Annotated in this window: 22 protein-coding genes; 10 read left to right on the top strand and 12 right to left on the bottom strand. The window is 63.9% G+C overall.

Annotated features, from left to right (window positions below; genetic code table 11):
• Positions 1-5 precede the first annotated feature (5 nt).
• Positions 6-857, bottom strand: coding sequence for a phosphate acyltransferase (locus tag QF118_RS02530; RefSeq protein ID WP_282301075.1), 852 nt, complete (start codon positions 855-857; stop codon positions 6-8).
• Between the two features lie 30 nt (positions 858-887).
• Here QF118_RS02530 and QF118_RS02525 point away from each other — a divergent pair, with 30 nt between their 5' ends.
• The 5 genes from QF118_RS02525 to QF118_RS02505 all read left to right on the top strand — a co-directional run bounded on the left by QF118_RS02525 (position 888) and on the right by QF118_RS02505 (position 6,815).
• Positions 888-2,021, top strand: coding sequence for a citrate/2-methylcitrate synthase (locus QF118_RS02525; RefSeq protein ID WP_282301074.1), 1,134 nt, complete (start codon positions 888-890; stop codon positions 2,019-2,021).
• A gap of 118 nt (positions 2,022-2,139) precedes the next feature.
• Positions 2,140-4,962 (top strand): molybdopterin oxidoreductase family protein, encoded by a 2,823-nt coding sequence (locus QF118_RS02520; RefSeq protein WP_282301073.1) that lies wholly within the window; start codon positions 2,140-2,142, stop codon positions 4,960-4,962.
• The gene (locus QF118_RS02515; RefSeq protein WP_282301072.1) at positions 4,959-5,111 is read left to right on the top strand and encodes a hypothetical protein; all 153 of its coding nucleotides are present in this window, start codon (positions 4,959-4,961) and stop codon (positions 5,109-5,111) included. The genes QF118_RS02520 and QF118_RS02515 overlap by 4 nt, the downstream gene beginning before the upstream one ends.
• Entirely contained in the window at positions 5,108-5,857 is a 750-nt protein-coding gene (locus QF118_RS02510) for a 4Fe-4S dicluster domain-containing protein (protein WP_282301071.1), read from the top strand. The genes QF118_RS02515 and QF118_RS02510 overlap by 4 nt, the downstream gene beginning before the upstream one ends.
• A gap of 88 nt (positions 5,858-5,945) precedes the next feature.
• Positions 5,946-6,815 (top strand): dimethyl sulfoxide reductase anchor subunit family protein, encoded by an 870-nt coding sequence (locus QF118_RS02505; protein WP_282301070.1) that lies wholly within the window; start codon positions 5,946-5,948, stop codon positions 6,813-6,815.
• Between the two features lie 34 nt (positions 6,816-6,849).
• Here the strand turns inward: QF118_RS02505 and QF118_RS02500 are convergent, their stop codons facing one another.
• From QF118_RS02500 to QF118_RS02485, 4 genes are all read right to left on the bottom strand, one after another.
• Positions 6,850-8,037, bottom strand: a complete 1,188-nt coding sequence (locus QF118_RS02500) for a leucine-rich repeat domain-containing protein (RefSeq protein ID WP_282301069.1) — start codon at positions 8,035-8,037, stop codon at positions 6,850-6,852.
• 10 nt (positions 8,038-8,047) lie between these two features.
• Positions 8,048-8,662: a DUF1523 family protein gene (locus tag QF118_RS02495; RefSeq protein WP_282301068.1), complete on the bottom strand. Its 615-nt coding sequence runs from the start codon at positions 8,660-8,662 to the stop codon at positions 8,048-8,050.
• Between the two features lie 10 nt (positions 8,663-8,672).
• On the bottom strand, positions 8,673-8,939 hold the full coding sequence (locus tag QF118_RS02490; RefSeq protein WP_282301067.1) for a hypothetical protein: 267 nt from the start codon (positions 8,937-8,939) through the stop codon (positions 8,673-8,675).
• Positions 8,940-9,000: 61 nt separating this feature from the next.
• Entirely contained in the window at positions 9,001-9,327 is a 327-nt protein-coding gene (locus QF118_RS02485; RefSeq protein ID WP_282301066.1) for a hypothetical protein, read from the bottom strand.
• Between the two features lie 201 nt (positions 9,328-9,528).
• Here QF118_RS02485 and QF118_RS02480 point away from each other — a divergent pair, with 201 nt between their 5' ends.
• Positions 9,529-9,903, top strand: coding sequence for a hypothetical protein (locus tag QF118_RS02480; RefSeq protein ID WP_282301065.1), 375 nt, complete (start codon positions 9,529-9,531; stop codon positions 9,901-9,903).
• 115 nt (positions 9,904-10,018) lie between these two features.
• On the opposite strand, the gene QF118_RS02475 is transcribed toward QF118_RS02480, so the two are convergent.
• The 4 genes from QF118_RS02475 to QF118_RS02460 all read right to left on the bottom strand — a co-directional run bounded on the left by QF118_RS02475 (position 10,019) and on the right by QF118_RS02460 (position 14,131).
• Positions 10,019-11,221: a M24 family metallopeptidase gene (locus QF118_RS02475; protein WP_282301064.1), complete on the bottom strand. Its 1,203-nt coding sequence runs from the start codon at positions 11,219-11,221 to the stop codon at positions 10,019-10,021.
• Positions 11,222-11,377: 156 nt separating this feature from the next.
• The gene (locus tag QF118_RS02470) at positions 11,378-12,292 is read right to left on the bottom strand and encodes a hypothetical protein (protein ID WP_282301063.1); all 915 of its coding nucleotides are present in this window, start codon (positions 12,290-12,292) and stop codon (positions 11,378-11,380) included.
• Positions 12,285-12,653 (bottom strand): hypothetical protein, encoded by a 369-nt coding sequence (locus tag QF118_RS02465; RefSeq protein WP_282301062.1) that lies wholly within the window; start codon positions 12,651-12,653, stop codon positions 12,285-12,287. The genes QF118_RS02470 and QF118_RS02465 overlap by 8 nt, the downstream gene beginning before the upstream one ends.
• 2 nt (positions 12,654-12,655) lie before the next feature.
• Positions 12,656-14,131 carry an NAD-dependent succinate-semialdehyde dehydrogenase gene (locus QF118_RS02460; RefSeq protein WP_282301061.1) on the bottom strand — a complete coding sequence of 492 codons (1,476 nt, stop codon included), beginning with the start codon at positions 14,129-14,131 and terminating at the stop codon, positions 12,656-12,658.
• 85 nt (positions 14,132-14,216) lie between these two features.
• Between QF118_RS02460 and QF118_RS02455 the strand changes: the two genes are divergently transcribed.
• On the top strand, positions 14,217-15,005 hold the full coding sequence (locus QF118_RS02455; protein ID WP_282301060.1) for a hormone-sensitive lipase: 789 nt from the start codon (positions 14,217-14,219) through the stop codon (positions 15,003-15,005).
• On the opposite strand, the gene QF118_RS02450 is transcribed toward QF118_RS02455, so the two are convergent.
• The 3 genes from QF118_RS02450 to QF118_RS02440 are packed head-to-tail and all read right to left on the bottom strand — an operon-like array spanning position 14,997 to position 16,504.
• Positions 14,997-15,344, bottom strand: coding sequence for a hypothetical protein (locus QF118_RS02450; protein WP_282301059.1), 348 nt, complete (start codon positions 15,342-15,344; stop codon positions 14,997-14,999). The two genes, QF118_RS02455 and QF118_RS02450, sit on opposite strands and share 9 nt — an antisense overlap.
• A gap of 35 nt (positions 15,345-15,379) precedes the next feature.
• The gene (locus QF118_RS02445) at positions 15,380-16,090 is read right to left on the bottom strand and encodes a DUF599 domain-containing protein (protein ID WP_282301057.1); all 711 of its coding nucleotides are present in this window, start codon (positions 16,088-16,090) and stop codon (positions 15,380-15,382) included.
• 3 nt (positions 16,091-16,093) lie between these two features.
• Positions 16,094-16,504 (bottom strand): CopD family protein, encoded by a 411-nt coding sequence (locus QF118_RS02440; RefSeq protein ID WP_282301056.1) that lies wholly within the window; start codon positions 16,502-16,504, stop codon positions 16,094-16,096.
• Between the two features lie 142 nt (positions 16,505-16,646).
• Between QF118_RS02440 and QF118_RS02435 the strand changes: the two genes are divergently transcribed.
• Genes QF118_RS02435 through QF118_RS02425 form a run of 3 tightly spaced genes read left to right on the top strand, consistent with a single transcriptional unit; the run spans position 16,647 to position 19,617 of the window.
• Positions 16,647-18,095: an FAD-linked oxidase C-terminal domain-containing protein gene (locus QF118_RS02435; RefSeq protein ID WP_282301055.1), complete on the top strand. Its 1,449-nt coding sequence runs from the start codon at positions 16,647-16,649 to the stop codon at positions 18,093-18,095.
• A gap of 59 nt (positions 18,096-18,154) precedes the next feature.
• Positions 18,155-19,279, top strand: coding sequence for an FAD-binding protein (locus QF118_RS02430; RefSeq protein WP_282301054.1), 1,125 nt, complete (start codon positions 18,155-18,157; stop codon positions 19,277-19,279).
• Positions 19,276-19,617: a hypothetical protein gene (locus QF118_RS02425; protein WP_282301053.1), complete on the top strand. Its 342-nt coding sequence runs from the start codon at positions 19,276-19,278 to the stop codon at positions 19,615-19,617. The genes QF118_RS02430 and QF118_RS02425 overlap by 4 nt, the downstream gene beginning before the upstream one ends.

Genomic DNA, 19,617 nt, shown 5'->3' with positions numbered 1-19,617 from the left:
CCGTGTCAGCCCAGCGCGATGGTCACCGCGGTGGCCGCGACGATATCGGCAACGCTTGCCCCGCGCGACAGATCGCAGACCGGGCGGCGGAACCCTTGCAGGATCGGCCCCAGCGCCTGCGCGCCCGCCAGTTCCTGCGCCAGCTTGTAGGCGATGTTGCCCGCATCCAGCGACGGAAAGACCAGGACGTTGGCATCGCCCGCGCCCAGCCCCTTTTTCAGCGCGATTGCCGGGTTCAGCGCCGCATCGGCCTGCACTGGCCCGGTGTATCCCGCTGCCTCGGCCACGGCGCGCACCCTGTCGACACTGTCGCCCGCGCCGCTGCTGCCGGTGGAAAACGACAACAGCGCCACCCGCGCTTCGCCCAGCAGCGCCTGCGCGCTGGCCTCCGACGCTCTTGCGATCCCTTCCAGCGCCTCGGCATCCGGCGCGACGTTCACTGCGCAATCCGCCCAGATCATCTCGCGCCCATCCGGGAACACCATCAGGAAAAACGACGACGGCACGCTGACCCCTTCGGCCAGTCCGATCCCGATGCCTGCCGCCTCGATCACCCGGCGCGTCGGGCTGTCAGCGCCGGCCACCATGCACTCGGCCTCGCCCGCTGCGACCATGGCCGCCGCGCGAAACAGCGGCTTGGCCAGCATCCGCCGCGCGATCGCCTCTTTCATCCCGCGCGCCTCGACCAGCGCGCGCAACTGCGCCTCGCTTGGCTCGGCCAATCCCACAGGTTCGCACAACCCTTCGCCCTTCAGGCGCGCGCAGGCCTCGGCCACGCGCGGATCGTCCATTTCCGGAAACACCACCCGCGCGCCCTTTGACCGCGCCGCTGCATAGGCCTGCTCCAAGACTGCCATCGTTTACCCCCTCGATTTCAGGAGACTTTGATGACCGAAGACGTAAAGATCAACAGGGGCCTCAAGGGCATCTACTTTGAACGCTCGGGCGTCAGCCATATCGACGGCGCCAAAGGTGAACTTCTGTATCGCGGCTATACCATCCACGATCTGGCGGAACATTCGACCTTTGAAGAGGTCTGTTACCTGCTGATCCACGGCGAACTGCCGACCGCCGACGCATTGGCCGCCTTCGATGCCCAGCTCAAGGCCGGGCGCACCCTTCCGCCGCAAATCCATGAAATCATCCACGCTACCAGGGACGGCCACCCGATGGACGTGCTGCGCACCTGCGTCAGCGCATTGGCCGCGCTCGAACCGGCCAGCCATGACAAGGGCGAAGACGGGTTCCTGCAAAACGGCCTCCGCCTGACCTCTCAGGTGCCGATGATCATCGCCGCGCATCAGGCGATCCGCAACGGCCGCGATCCTGTCCCCGCCGACCCGACCCTGTCCCACGCCGCCAACTGGCTGTGGATGCTCAAGGGTGAAAAGCCCAGCGCCGATGCCGCCCGCCTTGCCGATGTCGATTTCATTCTGCACGCCGAACACGGGGCCAATGCCTCCAGCTTTGCCGCCCGCGTGACGGTAGGAACCGAGGCTAACCTGCACGGCGCCATGGTCACCGCCCTGTCCACCCTTGCCGGTCCCGCCCACGGCGGCGCCGCCGAGGACGTGATGAAGATGGTGCAGGAGATCGGCAAACCCGAAAACGCCGCCGCCTATGTCAAACAGAAACGAGGCAACCGCGAGGCCGTCACCGGCTTTGGCCACCGCGTATACCGTGCCGAAGACCCGCGCGCGCGCCACATGCGCGACGGCGTGCGCAAGCTGGGGCAGGAAATGGGCGCGCCCGAATGGTACGAAATCCTGCAGGCGGTGGTCGACGCGATGAAGCCCTACGCCCGCCATGGGCTGAACGTGAACGTCGATTTCTATTCCGGCGTGATCTACCAGCTGCACGGCATTCCGATGGACCTCTATGTGCCGATCTTTGCCATCGGGCGCATGCCCGGCTGGCTGGTGCAATGCCTTGAACAACAGCGCAGCAACATCCTGATCCGCCCCCTGACCCTTTACAACGGGCCGGACGCGCGGCCTTATCTTCCCATGGATCAAAGATAACTTTCCCATCGCAGCGTCAGGACTCGGGAAAACAATCCAAAACCTTGCGGATGTGCGGAATTGATATACCAATGATACATGTTGACCGCCAAAGTATCGAACCCAAGGACCAAGAGTGATGGCCCAGCCCCAGCTTGACACCTCGCCCCACGTCTCGGACGAGATCCGCAAGACGACCTGCTACATGTGCGCCTGCCGCTGCGGGATCAACGTGCACATGAAGGACGGCAAGGTCGCCTATATCGAGGGCAACCGCGACCATCCGGTGAACAAGGGTGTGCTGTGCGCCAAGGGGTCGGCGGGCATCATGCAGCACAACGCCCCTTCGCGCCTGCGCGCACCGCTGAAACGCGTCGGCCCGCGTGGATCGGGCGAGTTCGAGGAAATCACCTGGGACGAGGCGCTGGAGATGGCGACGTCATGGCTGCAACCGCTGCGCGACACCGCGCCGGAAAAGCTGGCGTTTTTCACCGGGCGCGACCAGTCGCAATCCTTCACCGGCTTTTGGGCGCAGCAATTCGGCACGCCCAACTTTGCCGCGCATGGCGGGTTTTGCAGCGTCAACATGGCGACGGCGGGCATCTACACCATGGGCGGGGCCTTTTGGGAATTTGGCAGCCCGGATTGGGAACATACAAAGCTGTTCATGATCTTCGGCGTGGCCGAGGATCACGATTCAAACCCGATCAAGATGGGGATCGGACGGCTCAAGGAACGCGGCGCCAAGGTGATTGGCGTCAACCCCATCCGCTCGGGCTATAACGCCGTGGCGGATGAATGGATCGGCATCACGCCGGGCACCGACGGGCTGTTCATCATGTCGCTGATTCACTGCCTGCTGAAGGCGGGCAAGATCGACCTCGATTACCTTGCCCGTTTCACCAACGCCCCCGTCATCCTGAACGGCGATCCCAAATCGCCCGACTACGGGTTGTTCCTGCGCGACGAGAACGGCAAGCCGCAGGTCATCGACCGCACCACCGGCAAACTGACCGCCTTTGACAAACCCGGCGTCAAACCCGACCTGACCGGCCATTTCCGCAAGGCGGGCGTGACCCACGCCGCCGTCATGCACAAGATCGCCGAGCGCTATCTTGATCCGCAATATGCCCCCGAGGTGATCGGCCCCAAAACAGGGATCGAGCCCGCCCGCATCCGCGCCATCGCCGCCGAGATTGCCCACACCGCCTTTGAACAGGCGATCACGATTGATCAGCCCTGGACCGATTTTCGCGGCGATCACCACGAAACCATGGTGGGCCGCCCGGTCAGCTTTCACGCCATGCGCGGCATCAGCGCCCATTCCAACGGCTTTCAGACCTGCCGCGCGCTGCACATCCTGCAAATCCTGCTGGGCGCGGTCGAAACCCCCGGCGGGATGCGTTTCAAGCCGCCCTATCCCAAACCCGCGACAGCCCATCCCAAACCGCATTTCAAAGCCACCCCCGGCGCGCCGCTGGACGGCCCGCACCTTGGCTATCCGCAGGGCCCCGCCGATCTGGCGCTGGACGCTGCGGGCAACCCCATCCGCATCGACAAGGCCTTTACCTGGGAAAACCCCCTGTCGGCGCATGGGCTGATGCATATGGTGATCTCGAACGCCCACGCGGGCGACCCCTACAAGATCGACACGCTGTTCTTGTACATGGCGAACATGGCGTGGAATTCGTCGATGAACACCCGCGCCGTGATGCAGATGCTGACCGACACCGATGCAAACGGCGACTATGTCATTCCGCGCATCATCTATTCCGATGCCTATTCATCGGAAATGGTTGCCTACGCCGACTTGATCCTGCCCGACACCACCTATCTGGAACGGCACGACTGCATTTCCCTGCTGGACCGGCCGATTTCCGAACCGGACGCCGCCGGGGATGCGATCCGCTGGCCCGTTGTCGAACCGGACCGCGACGTGCGCGGGTTCCAGTCCGTGCTGATCGACCTTGCAAACCGCATGCAGCTGCCGGGCTTTACCGATGAACACGGCGCGCCGCTTTACGAGGATTACGCCGATTACATCCAGAACCACCAGCGCAAGCCCGGCATCGGGCCGCTGGCCGGGTGGCGTCTGGGCGAACATGGCCTGACCCATGGCCGGGGCGAACCCAACATCGCGCAAATCGACAGCTATATCGCCAACGGCGGCTTTGCCTCCTTCCACATTCCCGAAGGCGCGCAATACTACAAACCCTGGAACACGGCCTATCAGGACTGGGCCGTGCAGATGGGCCTGTGCGATGCGCCGCAACCCTACCCGTTCCAGCTTTACGTCGAACCGCTGCGCAAATTCCAGGCCGCGGCCGAGGGCAAAGGCCTCCACCAGCCGCCCGACCACCTGCGCGAACGGATCAAGGCGACGATGGACCCGCTGCCGATCTGGTACGCGCCGCTGTCCGACGCCCACGAAGACCCCGCCGAATTCCCCGTGCACGCCCTGACCCAGCGCCCCATGGCGATGTACCATTCCTGGGGCTCGCAGAACGCCTGGCTGCGGCAGATCCACGGCCAGAACCCGCTGTACCTGCCCACCTTCTGGTGGGAAAAACTGGGCCTCACCGATGGCGACTGGGTCCGCGTCACCTCCAGCCACGGCGAAATCACCGTCCCCGCCGCCCATATGGCCGCGCTCAACCGCGACACCGTCTGGACATGGAACGCCATCGGCAAACGCAAAGGCGCCTGGGCGCTTGACCCGGGCGCCCCCGAGGCGACAAAGGGCTTCCTGCTCAACCACCTGATCCACGAACTCCTGCCGCCCAAGGGCGACGGGCTGCGCTGGTCCAACTCTGACCCGATCACCGGCCAGGCCGCCTGGTTCGACCTGCGCGTGCGGCTGGAAAAATCCAAGGCCCCCGGCGAAAGCCTGCCCAGCTTTACCGCGCAGGACAGCCCGGTGCCGAAACCGCCCAACGCCCTGCGCTGGAAGGTGGCACCATGAGCCGCGCAACCAAACTGACGTTGATCGGCATCGCGGTGTTTTTCCTTGCCGTGGTCCTGTCCTTTGTCCTGTTCGTCGTCACATGGAATCCAGAGGCGACGCAATCCCTGACCCACCTTGTGCCCCACAGCAAAGGCAGGCTGACATGACCGACCTTCCCGCATCGACCACCCGCAAACTCGGCCTTGTGATCGACCTTGATACCTGCGTTGGCTGCCACGCCTGCGTGGTGTCCTGCAAAGGCTGGAACACCGAAAACTACGGCGCGCCGCTGTCGGATCAGGACCCTTACGGCGCGGACCCCACCGGCACCTTCCTCAACCGCGTGCACAGCTACGAAGTGCAGCCAGACACAGGCCCCGCGCAACTGGTCCATTTCCCCAAATCCTGCCTGCACTGCGACGACGCGCCTTGCGTCACCGTCTGCCCCACCGGGGCCAGCTACAAACGGGTCGAGGACGGCATCGTTCTGGTTAATGAATCCGATTGCATCGGCTGCGGTCTTTGCGCCTGGGCCTGCCCCTACGGCGCACGCGAACTCGACGCCGCCGAGGGGGTGATGAAGAAATGCACCCTTTGCGTCGACCGAATCTATAACGAAAACCTGCCCGAGGAAGACCGCCAGCCCGCCTGCGTGCGCACCTGCCCCGCAGGCGCGCGCCACTTTGGCGATCTCAGCGATCCCGACAGCGCCGTCAGCCTGCTGGTCAAGGACCGAGGCGGGTTCGATCTGATGCCCGAACAGGGCACCAAGCCCGTCAACAAATACCTGCCGCCCCGACCCAAGGACACATGGGAAGGGCAGGTCGACATTCTGGCCCCCTTCCTGCAACCCGTCGCCGAAGAACCGCGCGGGTTCCTGGGCTGGCTCGACCGGACATTGGACAAACTCTGATGCCCAGCCGCCGCCTCCAGCCCACCCAACACCAATCCACAGGGCGGGGCACTGCCCCGCACCCCTTCGACAAGACAAAGACGACCTGATGCACCCAGCCCCTTCGATCATCGCTTTCACGACCTTCTCGGGCCTTGGCTTTGGCCTGCTGTTCTGGCTGGGCATCGACGCGACACCGCCCACGGGCTTTACCGCCTTTGCCTTTTACCTGATCGGCTATGTGCTGGCGGTGGGCGGCCTTCTGGCCTCGGCGCTGCACCTTGGCCGCCGCGAGCGTGCGCTCAAGGCCTTTACCCAATGGCGCAGCAGCTGGCTCTCGCGCGAGGCATGGGGCGCACTGGCCGCGCTGACGATCACCGGCCTGCACGCGCTGCTGTTGATCTTTGGGCTGCACATCGCGCCGCTTGGCTGGCTTTCGGCGCTGCTGTGCCTTGGCACCGTCTTTGCCACCTCGATGATCTACGCTCAGTTGAAAACTGTACCGCGTTGGCACCACTGGACAACGCCCGCCTTGTTCCTGCTGCTGTCTGTCGCCGGTGGCGCGCTGCTGTCGGGCCGCGTCGCAATCACCGGTGCGGCGCTGGTGCTGGCGGGGCTGGCGCAGCTTTACGTCTGGCTCGACGGCGACAAACGTCTGGCGCGCTCTGGCACTACGCTGGCCACGGCCACCGGGCTGGGCAGCATCGGCACCCCCCGCGCGTTCGAGCCGCCGCATACCGGCAACAACTACCTGCTACGCGAAATGGTCTATACCGTCGCGCGCAAACACGCTTTGAAACTGCGGGTGATCGCCCTGACCCTGATGACGGCCCTGCCCATTCTTTTCCTGGCGCTGCCGTTCAACCACATCCTTGCACTGCTGGCGGTGCTGGCCCACATCGCGGGCGTTCTGACCGCCCGCTGGCTGTTCTTCGCCGAGGCCGAGCATGTGGTCGGCCTGTATTACGGCAAACGCTAGGAGCAGCGGGGCGCCGCCCTACGGGGCCTTTCGCCTAGTCCGGCAGGACACGTTGAGCAATGAATTCTTCCAGACGATCGCGATTGACCAGGCGTTCGTCGTCGATCCGCAGCGCCTGCAGGGCATCCATGTCCAAAAGCGGCGTCAGGTCAGGCACCCGGTTGTCGTTCATCCAAAGGATCGTCACCTTGTCCAGCGCCGCCAGGGCGCTGGCATCCTCGGCCGGAAGGCCGGAAATCGACAGCTGGGTGATCGACGGCAGACCAGCCAGCGGACCAAGGTCAGCCACCTTGCTGTCTGTCAGCCACAGCCGTTCGAGCGCGCGCAGGTTGCGCAGCGGTGACAGATCCGCCAGCGGCGTTTCGCGCAGGTCCAGTTCCTCGAGCATCGGCAGGTGGTCGATCCCCGTCACATCCGCAACCTTGCTGCCGCGCAGGTCGAGAAAGCGCAGGTTCTTGGCGGCCACAAGCGCCGAAACATCCGTCAGCGCGCTGTTCATCGCGCTGACATTATATAGATTTTCGACATGCGGCAGGCTGTCCAGGGACGTGACCTCGGAATGGTTAAGCGTCAGGAACTGCAGGTTGGTGCTGCCCGACAGCATCGACAGATCGTCCAGCCCCGCGCCGCGCATGATAAAGCGCCGCAGGTTCAGCGCCGCCAAAGCGGACAGGTCCGTCGCGCCGGTATTGGCCAGAACAAGGCTGTCCAGATCGGTCAGCCGCTCCAGCCCGTCCAACGATGGCATCGGGGTATCGACCAGCGTGAACCTGACCAGCGGCGGCAGGCTGGCAAGGTCAAGCTCGGGCAGGCCCGGCGTTTCGACAAATCCCAGATCACGCAAGGTTCCGATCTGCGCCAGGGCCGAAAAATCATCTGCGGCAACGTTCTTGAACCGCAGTTCGGTAATCGGCAGGGCGGCAAGGGCGCCGGGATCGGACAGGGTCAGGTTTTCAAGCGTGAGCTCTTGCAGCTCCGGCAGTTCGGTCAGCGCCGCGATGGACACCGTGGGGCGCTGCCCCTCGGGTCCGGTCAGAACCAGCGTTTCGGCCCAATCCAGCACCCCGATCCCGCCCAGATCGGCGCCGTCCTGCGGCAAGGTCAGGCTGACGAAACTGCTGGCCGTTCGATGGCATTTTCCCAGAAAGTCGACACAGTCCTGCTGCGCTGCCAGGGGGGCAGCCAGCAACCAAAGGCCAAGACCCAGAATTCCGAACCGCATGTCAGCCCCCTTATTTCCGCCGGAACAACCCGCGCAGCCGGTTGCCACCCTCATGCACCGAATCCTCTACGCTTTCCAATGCCGGGTCGATGCGGTTTTCGCGGAACCGCACCCAGCGCACCCACAGCGCCCAGAACGTCGCCGCCAGCAGCGTCAGGATGATGATGTTCAGCCAGGGAATGATCCGGATGTTCGGATCGTCGACGGGCCGCAGCGAAATCGCGTTCGGAAAGATCGTCATGAATTCGTTGCGCCAGCCGTAATGCTTGATCACCACCCACTGCGGCGCGGCGGCGGTGGATTTCAGGTCTGCCGCCTCGGCCTGCAGGTTCGAGGTGTCGAACTTGAAATAGGGCGGCCAGCCCCAACCGGTGTCTTCGTTGCGATAGACCATCACGTCGCCATCCGCCTGCGTCGTCGTGATGAAGAACACGTCGCGGTTTGCCAGCGTGCCATCGGTGCCCACGTCCGCCTGCGCCCAGAACCAGCTGTTTTCGCCCGGGTCGATGCGCTTTTCATAGGTGTCGGTGATCCGCGCAATGTCGTGCTGCGGCAGCGTGTAGTGCAGGAAGGCCGCGACCAGCAGCCAGAAGACCGCGATAAACGTCCATTTCACATAGACCATGCCGGCCCCCTCAGTAAAAATTCGTCAGATAGATGATGGTCCCGATCACCACGATCGGCACCACATAGACCCCCAGGATCAGCTTGCGCCGCAGGGATTCGTCATACTCCTGCAGGCCGTCCTGAACAAACGCGTCCTGATCGCCGATGCGTCCTTCGTCGTTCCATTCGTTGATCAGCTTGGCCCGCCGCACGCGGCGCGACCAGATCGACAGGGCCACATAGACCACCGTCAATACCACGAACCCGACGACCAAGAGCTGCAACAGCGCGAACATGAGCCTACCTTTCGCCCTTCACCTGACCGCATGGGGCGGGAAAATCAAGAGGCAGGCGGGATTACCAGACCGTCTCTTTCCAGCGGCGCGGCGCCGTGACCACGACCAACAGCACCAGTGGTGCCCAGATCAGCGCCGCCCGGCCCCCCAGCCAAAGGAAATGCCGCCAGCCCTCGGGCGCGCCGAACACCGCCGCGACCGTCACGCCCCGCCACAGGTACAGCCCCGCGAACAGACCCGCGGCGATCCCCCACATCAACAGCGCCGACACGATCAGCGTCGCCACGATCCCGGCCATGCTTTCGGGCATCAGCGCCTCGACCCCGCGTGTCACAAGGACGGACAGGATCAGCAGGATCACGACAGGAAGGGCAAGACCAAGCAGCATCAGGTATAGTTGTGCGTTGGCCCGACGAGGGTCAACGCTTTGACGCGGTGAATAATCAGAAAGGCGGGTTTGAGCCCAAGTTGACCGATGCTTCACAACAGACGAATGTCTGTTATCAGGCGAGAGCAACGCAAATTGGGAGATTGCTGCATGTTGGGGTTTGGCCGACGATCAAAGCCTATGCCCTCACTCGATAGAAACTTGAAATGGTGGGTCATCGAAAGCGAGCGGTTCAATCTGGAGTCGAAGGTTTCATTCAGAGTCTTTGAAGCAGTGGTCGCACAGAGCGAAGAGGCGGCAATTGAGCACTTACGAATTTCTTACGAGAAATTGGACGAGACGCTCATGAATGCCGCTATTCGCGCAGGCAAAATCGAGGATGAATTTGAATGGGAGCCTGTCAGCACACATGTACGGCACTTATCGGTTTCATCGGTTGCGACCGAGGCGGAAGTCGCTGAACGCGACGAAATGCTTCTTGGTATGTTGAAAGAGCACCACTTCTTTTTGGACGAGCTCAAGGAAGACCCACAGATGGCTGTTGGTGGTGGAATCTACGAATTGCCTAAGGCCTAAGCAGACTTTGGTGCAAACGCAGCGAATTGGCGGTTTGTCCGCTCAGCAGACATCCGGGTTCACAGCGTTCCAACGAAAAAGTTGCGCCCCGATGTGACCCGGGGCGCCCTGTGCCTTAACCGACCACGTTGAAGCCCGGCCCATAGGGATAGCCGGTGATGTTTTCGTTGCCGTCCTCGGTGATCACCAGAATGTCGTGCTCGCGGTATCCACCGGCGCCTGGGGTACCCTCGGGGAGGGTCAGCATCGGCTCCATGCTGATCACCATTCCGGGTTCCAGAACCGTGTCGATATCCTCGCGCAGTTCCAGCCCCGCCTCGCGGCCATAGTAGTGCGACAGCACCCCGAAGGAATGGCCATAGCCAAAGGTGCGATATTTCAGCAGGTCCCGCTCGGCAAAGAATTCGTTTATCTTTTCCGTGACTTGCGCGCAGGACGTCCCGGGTTTCAGCAGGCTCATCCCGTATTCATGGGCGGCCACGTTTGCCTCCCAGATCTTCAGCGATGCCGGGTCGACCTCGCCCACGAACAGCGTGCGTTCGAGCGCGGTGTAGTAGCCCGAGATCATCGGAAAGGTGTTCAGCGACAGGATATCGCCGCGCTGCAACTGCCGCGCGGTGACGGGGTTGTGCGCGCCATCGGTGTTGATGCCCGACTGGAACCAGACCCAGGTGTCGCGGTACTCGGCATCGGGGAACCGTTTGGCGATCTCCAGCTCCATCGCATCGCGTCCCGCCATGGCGACGTCGATCTCTCGGGCGCCTTGTTTGATGGCGTCTTTTATCGCGTAACCGCCGACGTCCGCGACCTGCGCCCCTTGCCGGATCAGGGCAATTTCGGCCGGTGATTTGTGCATCCGCTGCAGCATGGTGGCCGGGGCAATGTCCAGCGTCGCGGCGGGGTGCAGGAAATCCTCCAGCAGATCGCGCTGCACCAGCGTCAGGTGATCGCCCTCATAGCCGATGACCTTGCCCTTGCCGATCACCGATTCAATGGCGCGCCAATAGTTGTTCCGCTGCCAATCCGTATAGGTGATGTTGTCGCCATGACAGCGCCGCCACGGCTGCGCCGCATCGATACCCGCGCTGATCGTGACACTTTCCTTGTCCGTGACAACAAGGCCATAGGGCCGCCCGAACGAACAATACAGAAAGCCCGAGTAATAGGCGATGTTGTGCATCGAGGTCAGCACGCAGGCCTGTACGCCTGCCGCCTCCATGCGTTCACGCAGGCCAGCAAGGCGCGCGTCATATTCGTCGGCGGCAAAGGGCAAAACCTTGTCGCCCTGGTGAAAACGGTACTGCTGGGGACGTTCCATGAAACCCTCCTGAGAAGCGCGGGCAGGGGACCCTTCCCCTACCGCGACGGCAAAGCAAGGTCCCGGCGTTCAGGACGGATCAGGGGCTTGTTTAGTGGCGACGCCATCGCCAGCCCGGCGGCACGATGCGCCTTTGATCGGGGTTTGGCAATAGGGTCAATCCAGCGGCCACCCGGCGCGGATCAGGGCCTGCGTGATGCGGGCCTGCGCGTCGGGGCGGCTGTCGTCGATGGCGTGATCGCGCAGGAACCACCATAGGTAGGCGGCAAAGTCCGGCCGCATGTCCGGGACGCTGTGCAGCGCCTGTTCCGCGCCAAGGGTGTGAACATTGGCCGCGATGTGGTGAAAGTCGATCTGCCCGAACAAAGCCGCCGGTTTTTCAAGCAGATAGCCCGCAAAGGCGACCGCCGAATTCTGCGTCACCACGTAATCGCACCCCGGCAAAACCCGGTCTGATCCCCCCATTCCGACGGTCAGGCGGGCAAAGCGGCGGGTCAGCGCCTCAAGCGCCTGCATCTCGTGCGCGGTGTAGGTTTCGCGCGGGTGCAGCGTGGCGTGGATGTGCCGGGTCTGGTCGTGCTCCAGCACCGCTTCGATCATCTGCAACGGCGTGCAGGATTGAAAGCCGCGCCTTTCCAGCAGCCGCCCCTGCAAGGCGATCAGCACATGCCCGTCCCTGCCGGGCGTCACCCCCGGAAAATGCCGGGCGCGCAGGTTGGCCAGCAGCCGCGCGGCCTTGTGTGGCTTGACGCCCCGGGGATCGAACCGCGCCTGCGCGACGGGCCAGTCCCAGCGCGCGGCGCTGCGCTCGATATGCCAAAAGGGGGCGAAATAAGTCCGGCGAAACGTCACCCCGCGCTCCGTCGGCGGGTCGGTCATCCGCACGATGGCATAGCCGGGGTGGCCTTTGGCGGCGCGCAGATCCTCGGGGGTATCGCCGTTCAGGCAGACCTCGAAACCCTGCGCCCGCAGCACCGCGCACAGCGTGGTGACAAAGCCGGGTTTTCCGGCCTGCACCCTGCGGCGCAGGTCGGGGTAAAGGTACAGCCGGGCGATCCGTGGCTCAGCCACCGGCCCGTCTCAGCCAGATCTTGTAATGCAGCCGCGCGCCGTCGGCTTGGGCCTGCGTCAGCTTGCGCAGCAGCAGGGCATAGGCGCGCTGCGGGTCGCGATGATCGGCCCAGTTTTCCCCCGCCGGATCATCACCCAGGATTTCCCAGCCGACATCGCGCGGAGGTTCGCGAAAGCGGGGCGCGACCGCCTCCATCAGCGACACGCCCTCGCCAAGTCCCAGCGCAAAGCGCGCCAGAACATCGGCCTGATCGGCCCGCAGCCACGGTGTCCCCGTGCCGGAATGCGCCGCCTCGCGCCAGGCAGACAGCTGCGCGGGCGTGGGCGGGTCATCCTCGGTCAGCAGGTCCACCGCGGCCATGGTCAGACACTCATGCAGACGTATTTCATTTCGAGGTAGTCCTCGATGCCGTGGTGCGATCCTTCGCGGCCCAGACCCGATTGCTTGACCCCGCCAAAGGGCGCGACCTCGGTCGAAATGATGCCGGTGTTGACGCCGACGATGCCGTATTCCAGCGCCTCGGCGACCTTGTACACGCGGCTCAGGTCCTTGGCGTAGAAATACGACGCCAGACCAAAGATGGTGTCATTGGCCATCTCGATCACCTCGTCCTCGTCCTTGAACTTGAACAGCGGGGCCAGCGGCCCGAATGTTTCGTCCTTGGAAAAGGCCATGTCCTGCGTCGCGCCGGTCACGATGGTCGGGGGCAGGAAATAGCCCGGCCCCTGGATCGGATCGCCGCCGCCCAGGATCACCTTGGCACCCTTGGACGTGGCGTCGGCCACATGTTCCTGCACCTTGACGATGGCGTCTGAATTGATCAGCGGGCCAAGGTCGGTTCCGGCCTCAAGCCCGTCACCCACCTTCATCTTTTCGACCCGCGCCTTCAGCTTTTCGGCAAAGGCGTCATAGACCCCGGCCTGCACATAGATGCGGTTGGCGCAGACGCAGGTCTGGCCGTTGTTGCGGAACTTGCACAGGATCGCGCCTTCGACGGCGGCATCCAGATCGGCGTCGTCGAACACGATGAACGGCGCATTGCCGCCCAGCTCCATGCTGCATTTCATCACCTGATCGGCGGCCTGTTTCAGCAGGATGCGGCCCACTTCGGTCGATCCCGTAAAGGTCAGCTTGCGCACCTTGGGGTTCTCGCAGAACTCCTTGCCCACGTCGGACGACCGGGACGAAGTGACCACGTTGAACACGCCAGCGGGGATACCGGCACGTTCCGCCAGCACACCCAGCGCAATGGCCGACAGCGGCGTTTCCGCGGCGGGACGGGCGACAAAGGCGCAGCCAGCGGCCAGCGCCGGCGCGGCCTTGCGGGTGATCATGGCGTTGGGAAAGTTCCAAGGCGTGATCGACGCGGCAACCCCGATAGGCTGTTTCAGCACCGTGATCCGCTTGTCGCGCTGATGGCCGGGGATGGTTTCGCCGTAAATCCGCTTGGCCTCTTCGCCAAAGAATTCCACGAAGGCGGCGCCATAGGCGATCTCGCCCTTGGCCTCGGCCAGCGGCTTGCCCTGTTCGGCGGTCATGATGGTGCCCAGATCGTCCTGGTTGGCCATCATCAGGTCGAACCACTTGCGCATCACGGCGGCGCGTTCCTTGCCGGTCCACTTGGCCCAGTCCTTTTGCGCGGTATAGGCGGCGTCGATGGCCCCCGCCACATCGGCGCGCGACAGGTTCGCGACCTGCGCGATCACATCGCCGCGCGCGGGGTTGGTCACGTCAAAGGTGCCGTCCCCGTCGATCCATTGGCCGTTCACATACGACCGGGTTTCCAGAAGGCTGGGATCCTTCAAGAGGCTTTTGAGATTTGTGGCCTGATCAGACATGTGATCCTCCTTGATGCGATTGTTCTCTTGGCAAGAGGCAGATCATTTGATGAAGTGATTGTATAGACCCAGACACAGGTTTTTCATGGAACTAGATGACGCCTATGCCAATGGTGCCCATATCGAGGGTGCCGAAAATTTCCCCCCAAGGTGGGAGGCAAAGGCCGATGCCTTTCGCAAACGACTGGCGGTCATGGGTAAGACCCGGCTGGGGTTGATGTACGGTCACGGAACCCGGCAGGCGCTGGATTTGTTCCTGCCGGACGGGGCGGCCAAGGGGTTGGTCGTCTTTGTGCACGGCGGCTATTGGTTGAAATTCGACCGCTCGTACTGGTCGCATCTGGCCGAAGGGGCGCTGGCGCATGGCTGGGCAGTGGCCATGCCGTCCTATGATCTGTGCCCGCGCGTGGGCGTTTCCGACATCACCCGGCAGGTGGCGCAGGCCATTTCCGTCATCGCGCACGAGCTGCCCGGGCCGATCCGGCTGGTCGGGCATTCGGCCGGGGGGCATCTGGTGGCGCGGATGGCCGAAGACGCCGTGCTGCCCGCCGATGTGCAGGCCCGTCTGGCGCATGTCATGCCGATCTCGCCCGTCGCGGACCTGCGGCCCTTGATGCAAACCTCGATGAACCGGGATCTGAAAATCGACATGGCCGAGGCGCAGGCCGAAAGCCCCGCCTTGCATCCCGCCCCAAACGTGCCTGTTACCGTCTGGGTCGGCGCCGACGAACGCCCTGCCTTTGTCGAGCAGGCCCGGGGTCTGGGTCAGGCGTGGTCCTGCGCCACCGTGGTCGAGCCGGGCAAACACCATTTCGACGTGATCGACGCGCTGGCCGATCCGGACAGCGAGATGATCGCGCGACTGCTAGGGTAGCGGCACCGGGGTCCGCGCATCGCTCCAGCCGTCGATCAGGCATTTGGCGCGGATATAGACGGTGGTCACGCCCTCGGGCAGCGTCACGCCGCCCAGCGCGCGGGTAAAGGGCTGCTCGGTCTCGTGCGGATGCGCCAGAACACGGGTGCCCAGCACCACGCCATCCTCGGTTTCGACCCGCCAGCCATCGGCGTAATGATCCCAGCCGGTATCGGGATGCAGCAGCGTTACCGCCAGCCGGGCCTGACCGCCTTGCAGGGTGACCTGCACATCGACAACCTCGGGCGGGTCGGCGCGGGCGACGCTGGCCGACAGGATGAGGATCAGGGCATATCTCATGGGAGCAGCCTATCAGGCCGCGCCTGCAGGCAAAATCACGTCTTTGTGCTGTCCGTCATTGCCAGCAAAACTTCGCGCGACTGCGAGGCGAATTCGCGCCTCAGGATCACCCCGGCGGTGAACAGCCCGGCCAAGATCAGCGCCGGGGCCCCGGCCAGCCATGCGACCGAGGCGATCCCGAAATAGACCGACCGCAGCCCACGATTATAGGCGCGCGCCGCGATGATGTTGATCTCGCCCGCCTTGGTGGCGCGGGGCAGAGCCACCGGGTCGCCCGGATCATTCGGCACCGCCGCCATCAGGACGCTGCAATAGCCGAACAGCCGATGCGACCAGACGAATTTCAAAAACGCATTCGCGGCGAAAAGCACCATCAGGAACAGCTTGATTTCCCAGACGATCAGCGGCGCATCGGTCTGGGTCAACTCTTCGGCGACGCCGCGCAGCCGTTCGGCATTGCCCAGCAGCGCCAGCGCCCCGCCAATCGCGATCATGCTGCCCGATGCGAAAAACGCCGTGCCCTGCCGCAACTGCGCGATGATCTGGCTGTCAAATATCCGTGGGTCGCGGTGCACGAACTGCACCATCCATTCCCGCCGGTACTGCGCCATCAGGCTAGAGGTCGAAGGCCGCACCTTGGGCGAATGTTCGATCAGATGCGTCGACCCCAGCCAAAGCACGGCTAAAAGCCCCACGGCGACATAGTCGAGCATGGAAAACAGGGCGAGGCGTTCGGCGATGTTCATGGCTCAGAACGGCTGCGCCACGACGACCCAAAGGATCGCGATGGTGCCAATCACGCTGACTTCGTTGAAGATGCGCAGGTACATGTCGGATTCGGTGAAAACCCCGCGCTGGGCGCGTTTGACCAGACGCCCGGTCCACAGGTAATGCGCGGCCAAAAGCACCACCAGCGTCACCTTGAGGTGCAGCCAGGTGGGCCATCCCAGCCACAGCCCGTACCATGTTCCGGTGATGATCGCGATGATCCCCAGACCAAAGGAAAACCGGTACAACCGATAGGTCAGGTCGCCCAAAGGCCCGTTTTCGCCCAGCTTTTCATGCTCGCGCTTCCAATAGATGATGGCGCGCGGCACCGCGAAAATCGAGGTCATCCACCCCATCACGCAAAGAATATGTATGATCTTGACCCATGACATGCTCGCACCTGACCCCGAAGGCAGGCAAAGTGCAAGGGACAGCGAAACCATGCGGCGATTTGGGACTCGCAAAAAGCCGCTTTTGGTTATATAAATTTACCAATTACCCGTTTTTGTGGTGGGTTGCACAAGGAGACGACCGATGCAAATGCCGGAACCCGATGCCCGCATCCTGGCGCGCAAAGCGCGCATCGTCGACCGTTTGCGCAGCGTCTTGCCCGCCGACGCGGTGATCGACGATATCGCCGAGACGCGCGCCTACGAATGTGACGCGCTGACCGCCTATCGCTGCCCGCCGCTGGTCGCCGTGCTGCCATCTTCGACGAAAGAGGTTTCCGATGTCTTGCGGATTTGCCACGAAGAGGGCGTTCCCGTCGTCCCGCGCGGCTCGGGGACATCGCTGGCGGGTGGCGCGCTGCCCACCGCTGACAGCGTGATTTTGGGCGTCGCCCGGATGAACGAGGTGCTGGAAACCGACTACGACAACCGCTTTATCCGCGTGCAGACCGGGCGCACCAACCTGTCGGTGACCGGCGCCGTGGAGGAGGAAGACTTTTTCTACGCGCCCGACCCCTCCAGCCAGTTGGCCTGCGCGATTGCGGGCAATATCGCGATGAATTCGGGCGGGGCGCATTGCCTGAAATATGGCGTGACCACCAACAACCTGCTGGGCGTGACCATGGTGCAGATGGACGGCACCGTCGTGGAAATCGGCGGCGCGCATCTGGATTCCGGCGGGCTTGACCTGCTGGGCGTGATCTGCGGCTCGGAAGGGCAATTGGGCGTGGTGACCGAGGCGACCCTGCGCATCCTGCGCAAGCCCGAAGGCGCGCGGCCCGTGCTGATCGGTTACGACAGCAACGAGGTCGCCGGGGCCTGCGTGTCCGACATCATCAAGGCGGGCGTCCTGCCCGTGGCGATCGAATTCATGGACGCGCCCTGCATCCGCGCCACCGAGGATTTCGCCAAGGCCGGCTATCCCGATTGCGAGGCCCTGCTGATCGTCGAGGTCGAAGGCAGCCCCGCCGAGATCGACGAACAACTGGCCAAGATCAAGGACATCGCCAACCGCCACAACCCGGTGGAACTGCGCGAGGCCAAGACCGCAGACGAGGCCGCGCGCATCTGGCTGGGCCGCAAATCCGCCTTTGGCGCCATGGGCAGCATCAACGATTATATGTGCCTGGACGGCACGATCCCGGTGTCGGAACTGCCCTACGTGCTGCGCCGGATCGGCGAAATGTCCAAACAGTTCGGGCTGGACGTGGCCAACGTGTTCCACGCGGGCGACGGAAACATGCACCCGCTGATCCTGTTCAATGCGAATGAGCCGGGGCAGTTGGAGCTGTGCGAGGAATTCGGGGCCGAGATCCTCAAGCTTTGCGTCGAGGTCGGCGGCTGCCTGACCGGCGAACACGGCGTCGGGATCGAAAAGCGCGACCTGATGGTCACGCAGTTCGACCCCGTCGACCTTGAGGCGCAGATGTCGGTGAAGGACGTGTTCGACCCTGCCTGGCTGTTGAACCCGGCCAAGGTGTTCCCGCTTGCGGCCTCGTCCACGCGGCGGGCGGCGCCCCTGGCGGCGGAATGATTGGGGGCCAGCCCCCAAACCCCCGGGATATTTGCAGCACAAAGAAACAAGAGGCATCCATGAGACCTGAGAGCGAAGCCGAGCTGGCCGAAATAATCGCCGGGGCCAGCGGTCCGTTGCATGTTCGGGGCGGCGGCACGCGGGCCATCGGCAGGCCGATGACGGGCGCGGTTCTGGAAACCACGGGGATGTCGGGGATCACCCTGTACGAGCCGGGGTCGCTGACCCTTGTGGCCCGGGCGGGCACGCCTTTGGCCGAGATCGAGGCGGCGCTGGAGGCCGAGGGGCAGAGGCTGGCCTTTGAGCCGATGGATCATCGCGGGCTTTTGGGCACCACGGGCACGCCGACGATTGGCGGTGTCGTGGCGGGCAATGTCAGTGGTCCGCGCCGTATCCAGGCCGGCGCTTGTCGCGATTTCCTGCTGGGCGTGCGCTTTGTCGACGGGGCCGGGCAGGTGATCAAGAATGGCGGCCGCGTGATGAAGAACGTCACCGGCTATGATCTGGTCAAGCTGATGGCCGGCAGTTGGGGAACCCTTGGCGTGCTGAGCGAGGTCAGCCTGAAGGTACTGCCCAAGCCGGAGGCGGCGGCCAGTCTGGAGATCGAGGGGCTGGGCGATGCCGAGGCGGTTGCCGTCATGGCGCGGGCGCTTGGCTCGCCCTTCGATATCAGCGGTGCGGCGCATGTTCCTGCCGGGCCGCAAGCGGCCGCCGTGACCCTGTTGCGCATCGAAGGGTTTGCCCGGTCCGTTGCCTACCGCGCCGAGCAGCTGTCGAAGATGTTCGATGGGTTGTCGCTGCGCATCGACAGTGATCCCGAACAGGTCGCCGCCGCCTGGCAAAAGGTGCGTGATGCCGCCCCGATCCAGGACGGCCCCGGCGATGTCTGGCGGATCAGTTGCAAGCCGTCCGAGGCGCCGCACCTTGCCGCGGGCCTTGGCAGCGCCGCGCTGATGTATGACTGGGGTGGTGGGCTGATCTGGGCGCGCCTGCCCGAGGGCACGGATGCGCGCGCCGGCCTTGGGGCCTTTGACGGCCATGCCACGCTGATCCGGGGCAGCAAGGACAGCCGCCGCGCCTTGCCGGTGTTCCATCCTGAACCGGCGCCGATTGCGGCCTTGTCAAAGGGGCTGCGGCAAAGGTTCGATCCTCAGGGCATCCTGAATCCGGGGCTGATGGCATGACCGAAATGCTGACCATTGGGGCCTTTGTGGCCAGTTTCATCTTTGGCCCCTTGATCTGCGCGCTGGCCCTGCGCCTGCCCGCAAGGCCGCAGTCCCTGTTGCTGCTGGGGGCGGGCGTTGTTGCAGCGGTCACCGCCGCGCTGCGCCTGCAACAGGGCAGCGCCATCCCGTCGCTGATCGCGCTGTGGCTGGCCTGGGTTCTGGCGGTCAGCATGGTTGCCCTGGCACTCAGCCGTCGTCTCTCCGCCCCGCGCGCAAGACGCTGGCTGATCGTGATCGCCCTTTTGACAACGACGCTCCCGTGGTTCGGATTGGCCACGGCCCGATTGATGGTTTGA

The sequence above is a fragment of the Tropicibacter oceani genome (assembly GCF_029958925.1).
GTDB classification, from domain to species: Bacteria; Pseudomonadota; Alphaproteobacteria; order Rhodobacterales; family Rhodobacteraceae; genus Pacificoceanicola; species Pacificoceanicola oceani.
Note: the sequence above shows the minus strand (reverse complement) of the source record. Positions and strands in the feature narration are given on the sequence as shown.

Excerpts from the sequence above, each read along its gene's own strand:
- QF118_RS02485 (WP_282301066.1), bottom strand. The coding sequence starts at position 9,327 with ATGCTGCTTGGTCTTGCCCTTCCTGTCGTGATCCTGCTGATCCTGTCC.
- QF118_RS02445 (WP_282301057.1), bottom strand. The coding sequence starts at position 16,090 with ATGAACATCGCCGAACGCCTCGCCCTGTTTTCCATGCTCGACTATGTC.
- QF118_RS02425 (WP_282301053.1), top strand. The coding sequence starts at position 19,276 with ATGACCGAAATGCTGACCATTGGGGCCTTTGTGGCCAGTTTCATCTTT.
- QF118_RS02460 (WP_282301061.1), bottom strand. The coding sequence starts at position 14,131 with ATGTCTGATCAGGCCACAAATCTCAAAAGCCTCTTGAAGGATCCCAGC.
- QF118_RS02515 (WP_282301072.1), top strand. The coding sequence starts at position 4,959 with ATGAGCCGCGCAACCAAACTGACGTTGATCGGCATCGCGGTGTTTTTC.
- QF118_RS02520 (WP_282301073.1), top strand. The coding sequence starts at position 2,140 with ATGGCCCAGCCCCAGCTTGACACCTCGCCCCACGTCTCGGACGAGATC.
- QF118_RS02450 (WP_282301059.1), bottom strand. The coding sequence starts at position 15,344 with ATGAGATATGCCCTGATCCTCATCCTGTCGGCCAGCGTCGCCCGCGCC.
- QF118_RS02430 (WP_282301054.1), top strand. The coding sequence starts at position 18,155 with ATGAGACCTGAGAGCGAAGCCGAGCTGGCCGAAATAATCGCCGGGGCC.
- QF118_RS02475 (WP_282301064.1), bottom strand. The coding sequence starts at position 11,221 with ATGGAACGTCCCCAGCAGTACCGTTTTCACCAGGGCGACAAGGTTTTG.
- QF118_RS02525 (WP_282301074.1), top strand. The coding sequence starts at position 888 with ATGACCGAAGACGTAAAGATCAACAGGGGCCTCAAGGGCATCTACTTT.
- QF118_RS02500 (WP_282301069.1), bottom strand. The coding sequence starts at position 8,037 with ATGCGGTTCGGAATTCTGGGTCTTGGCCTTTGGTTGCTGGCTGCCCCC.
- QF118_RS02505 (WP_282301070.1), top strand. The coding sequence starts at position 5,946 with ATGCACCCAGCCCCTTCGATCATCGCTTTCACGACCTTCTCGGGCCTT.
- QF118_RS02530 (WP_282301075.1), bottom strand. The coding sequence starts at position 857 with ATGGCAGTCTTGGAGCAGGCCTATGCAGCGGCGCGGTCAAAGGGCGCG.
- QF118_RS02435 (WP_282301055.1), top strand. The coding sequence starts at position 16,647 with ATGCAAATGCCGGAACCCGATGCCCGCATCCTGGCGCGCAAAGCGCGC.
- QF118_RS02495 (WP_282301068.1), bottom strand. The coding sequence starts at position 8,662 with ATGGTCTATGTGAAATGGACGTTTATCGCGGTCTTCTGGCTGCTGGTC.
- QF118_RS02440 (WP_282301056.1), bottom strand. The coding sequence starts at position 16,504 with ATGTCATGGGTCAAGATCATACATATTCTTTGCGTGATGGGGTGGATG.
- QF118_RS02490 (WP_282301067.1), bottom strand. The coding sequence starts at position 8,939 with ATGTTCGCGCTGTTGCAGCTCTTGGTCGTCGGGTTCGTGGTATTGACG.
- QF118_RS02455 (WP_282301060.1), top strand. The coding sequence starts at position 14,217 with ATGGAACTAGATGACGCCTATGCCAATGGTGCCCATATCGAGGGTGCC.
- QF118_RS02510 (WP_282301071.1), top strand. The coding sequence starts at position 5,108 with ATGACCGACCTTCCCGCATCGACCACCCGCAAACTCGGCCTTGTGATC.
- QF118_RS02465 (WP_282301062.1), bottom strand. The coding sequence starts at position 12,653 with ATGGCCGCGGTGGACCTGCTGACCGAGGATGACCCGCCCACGCCCGCG.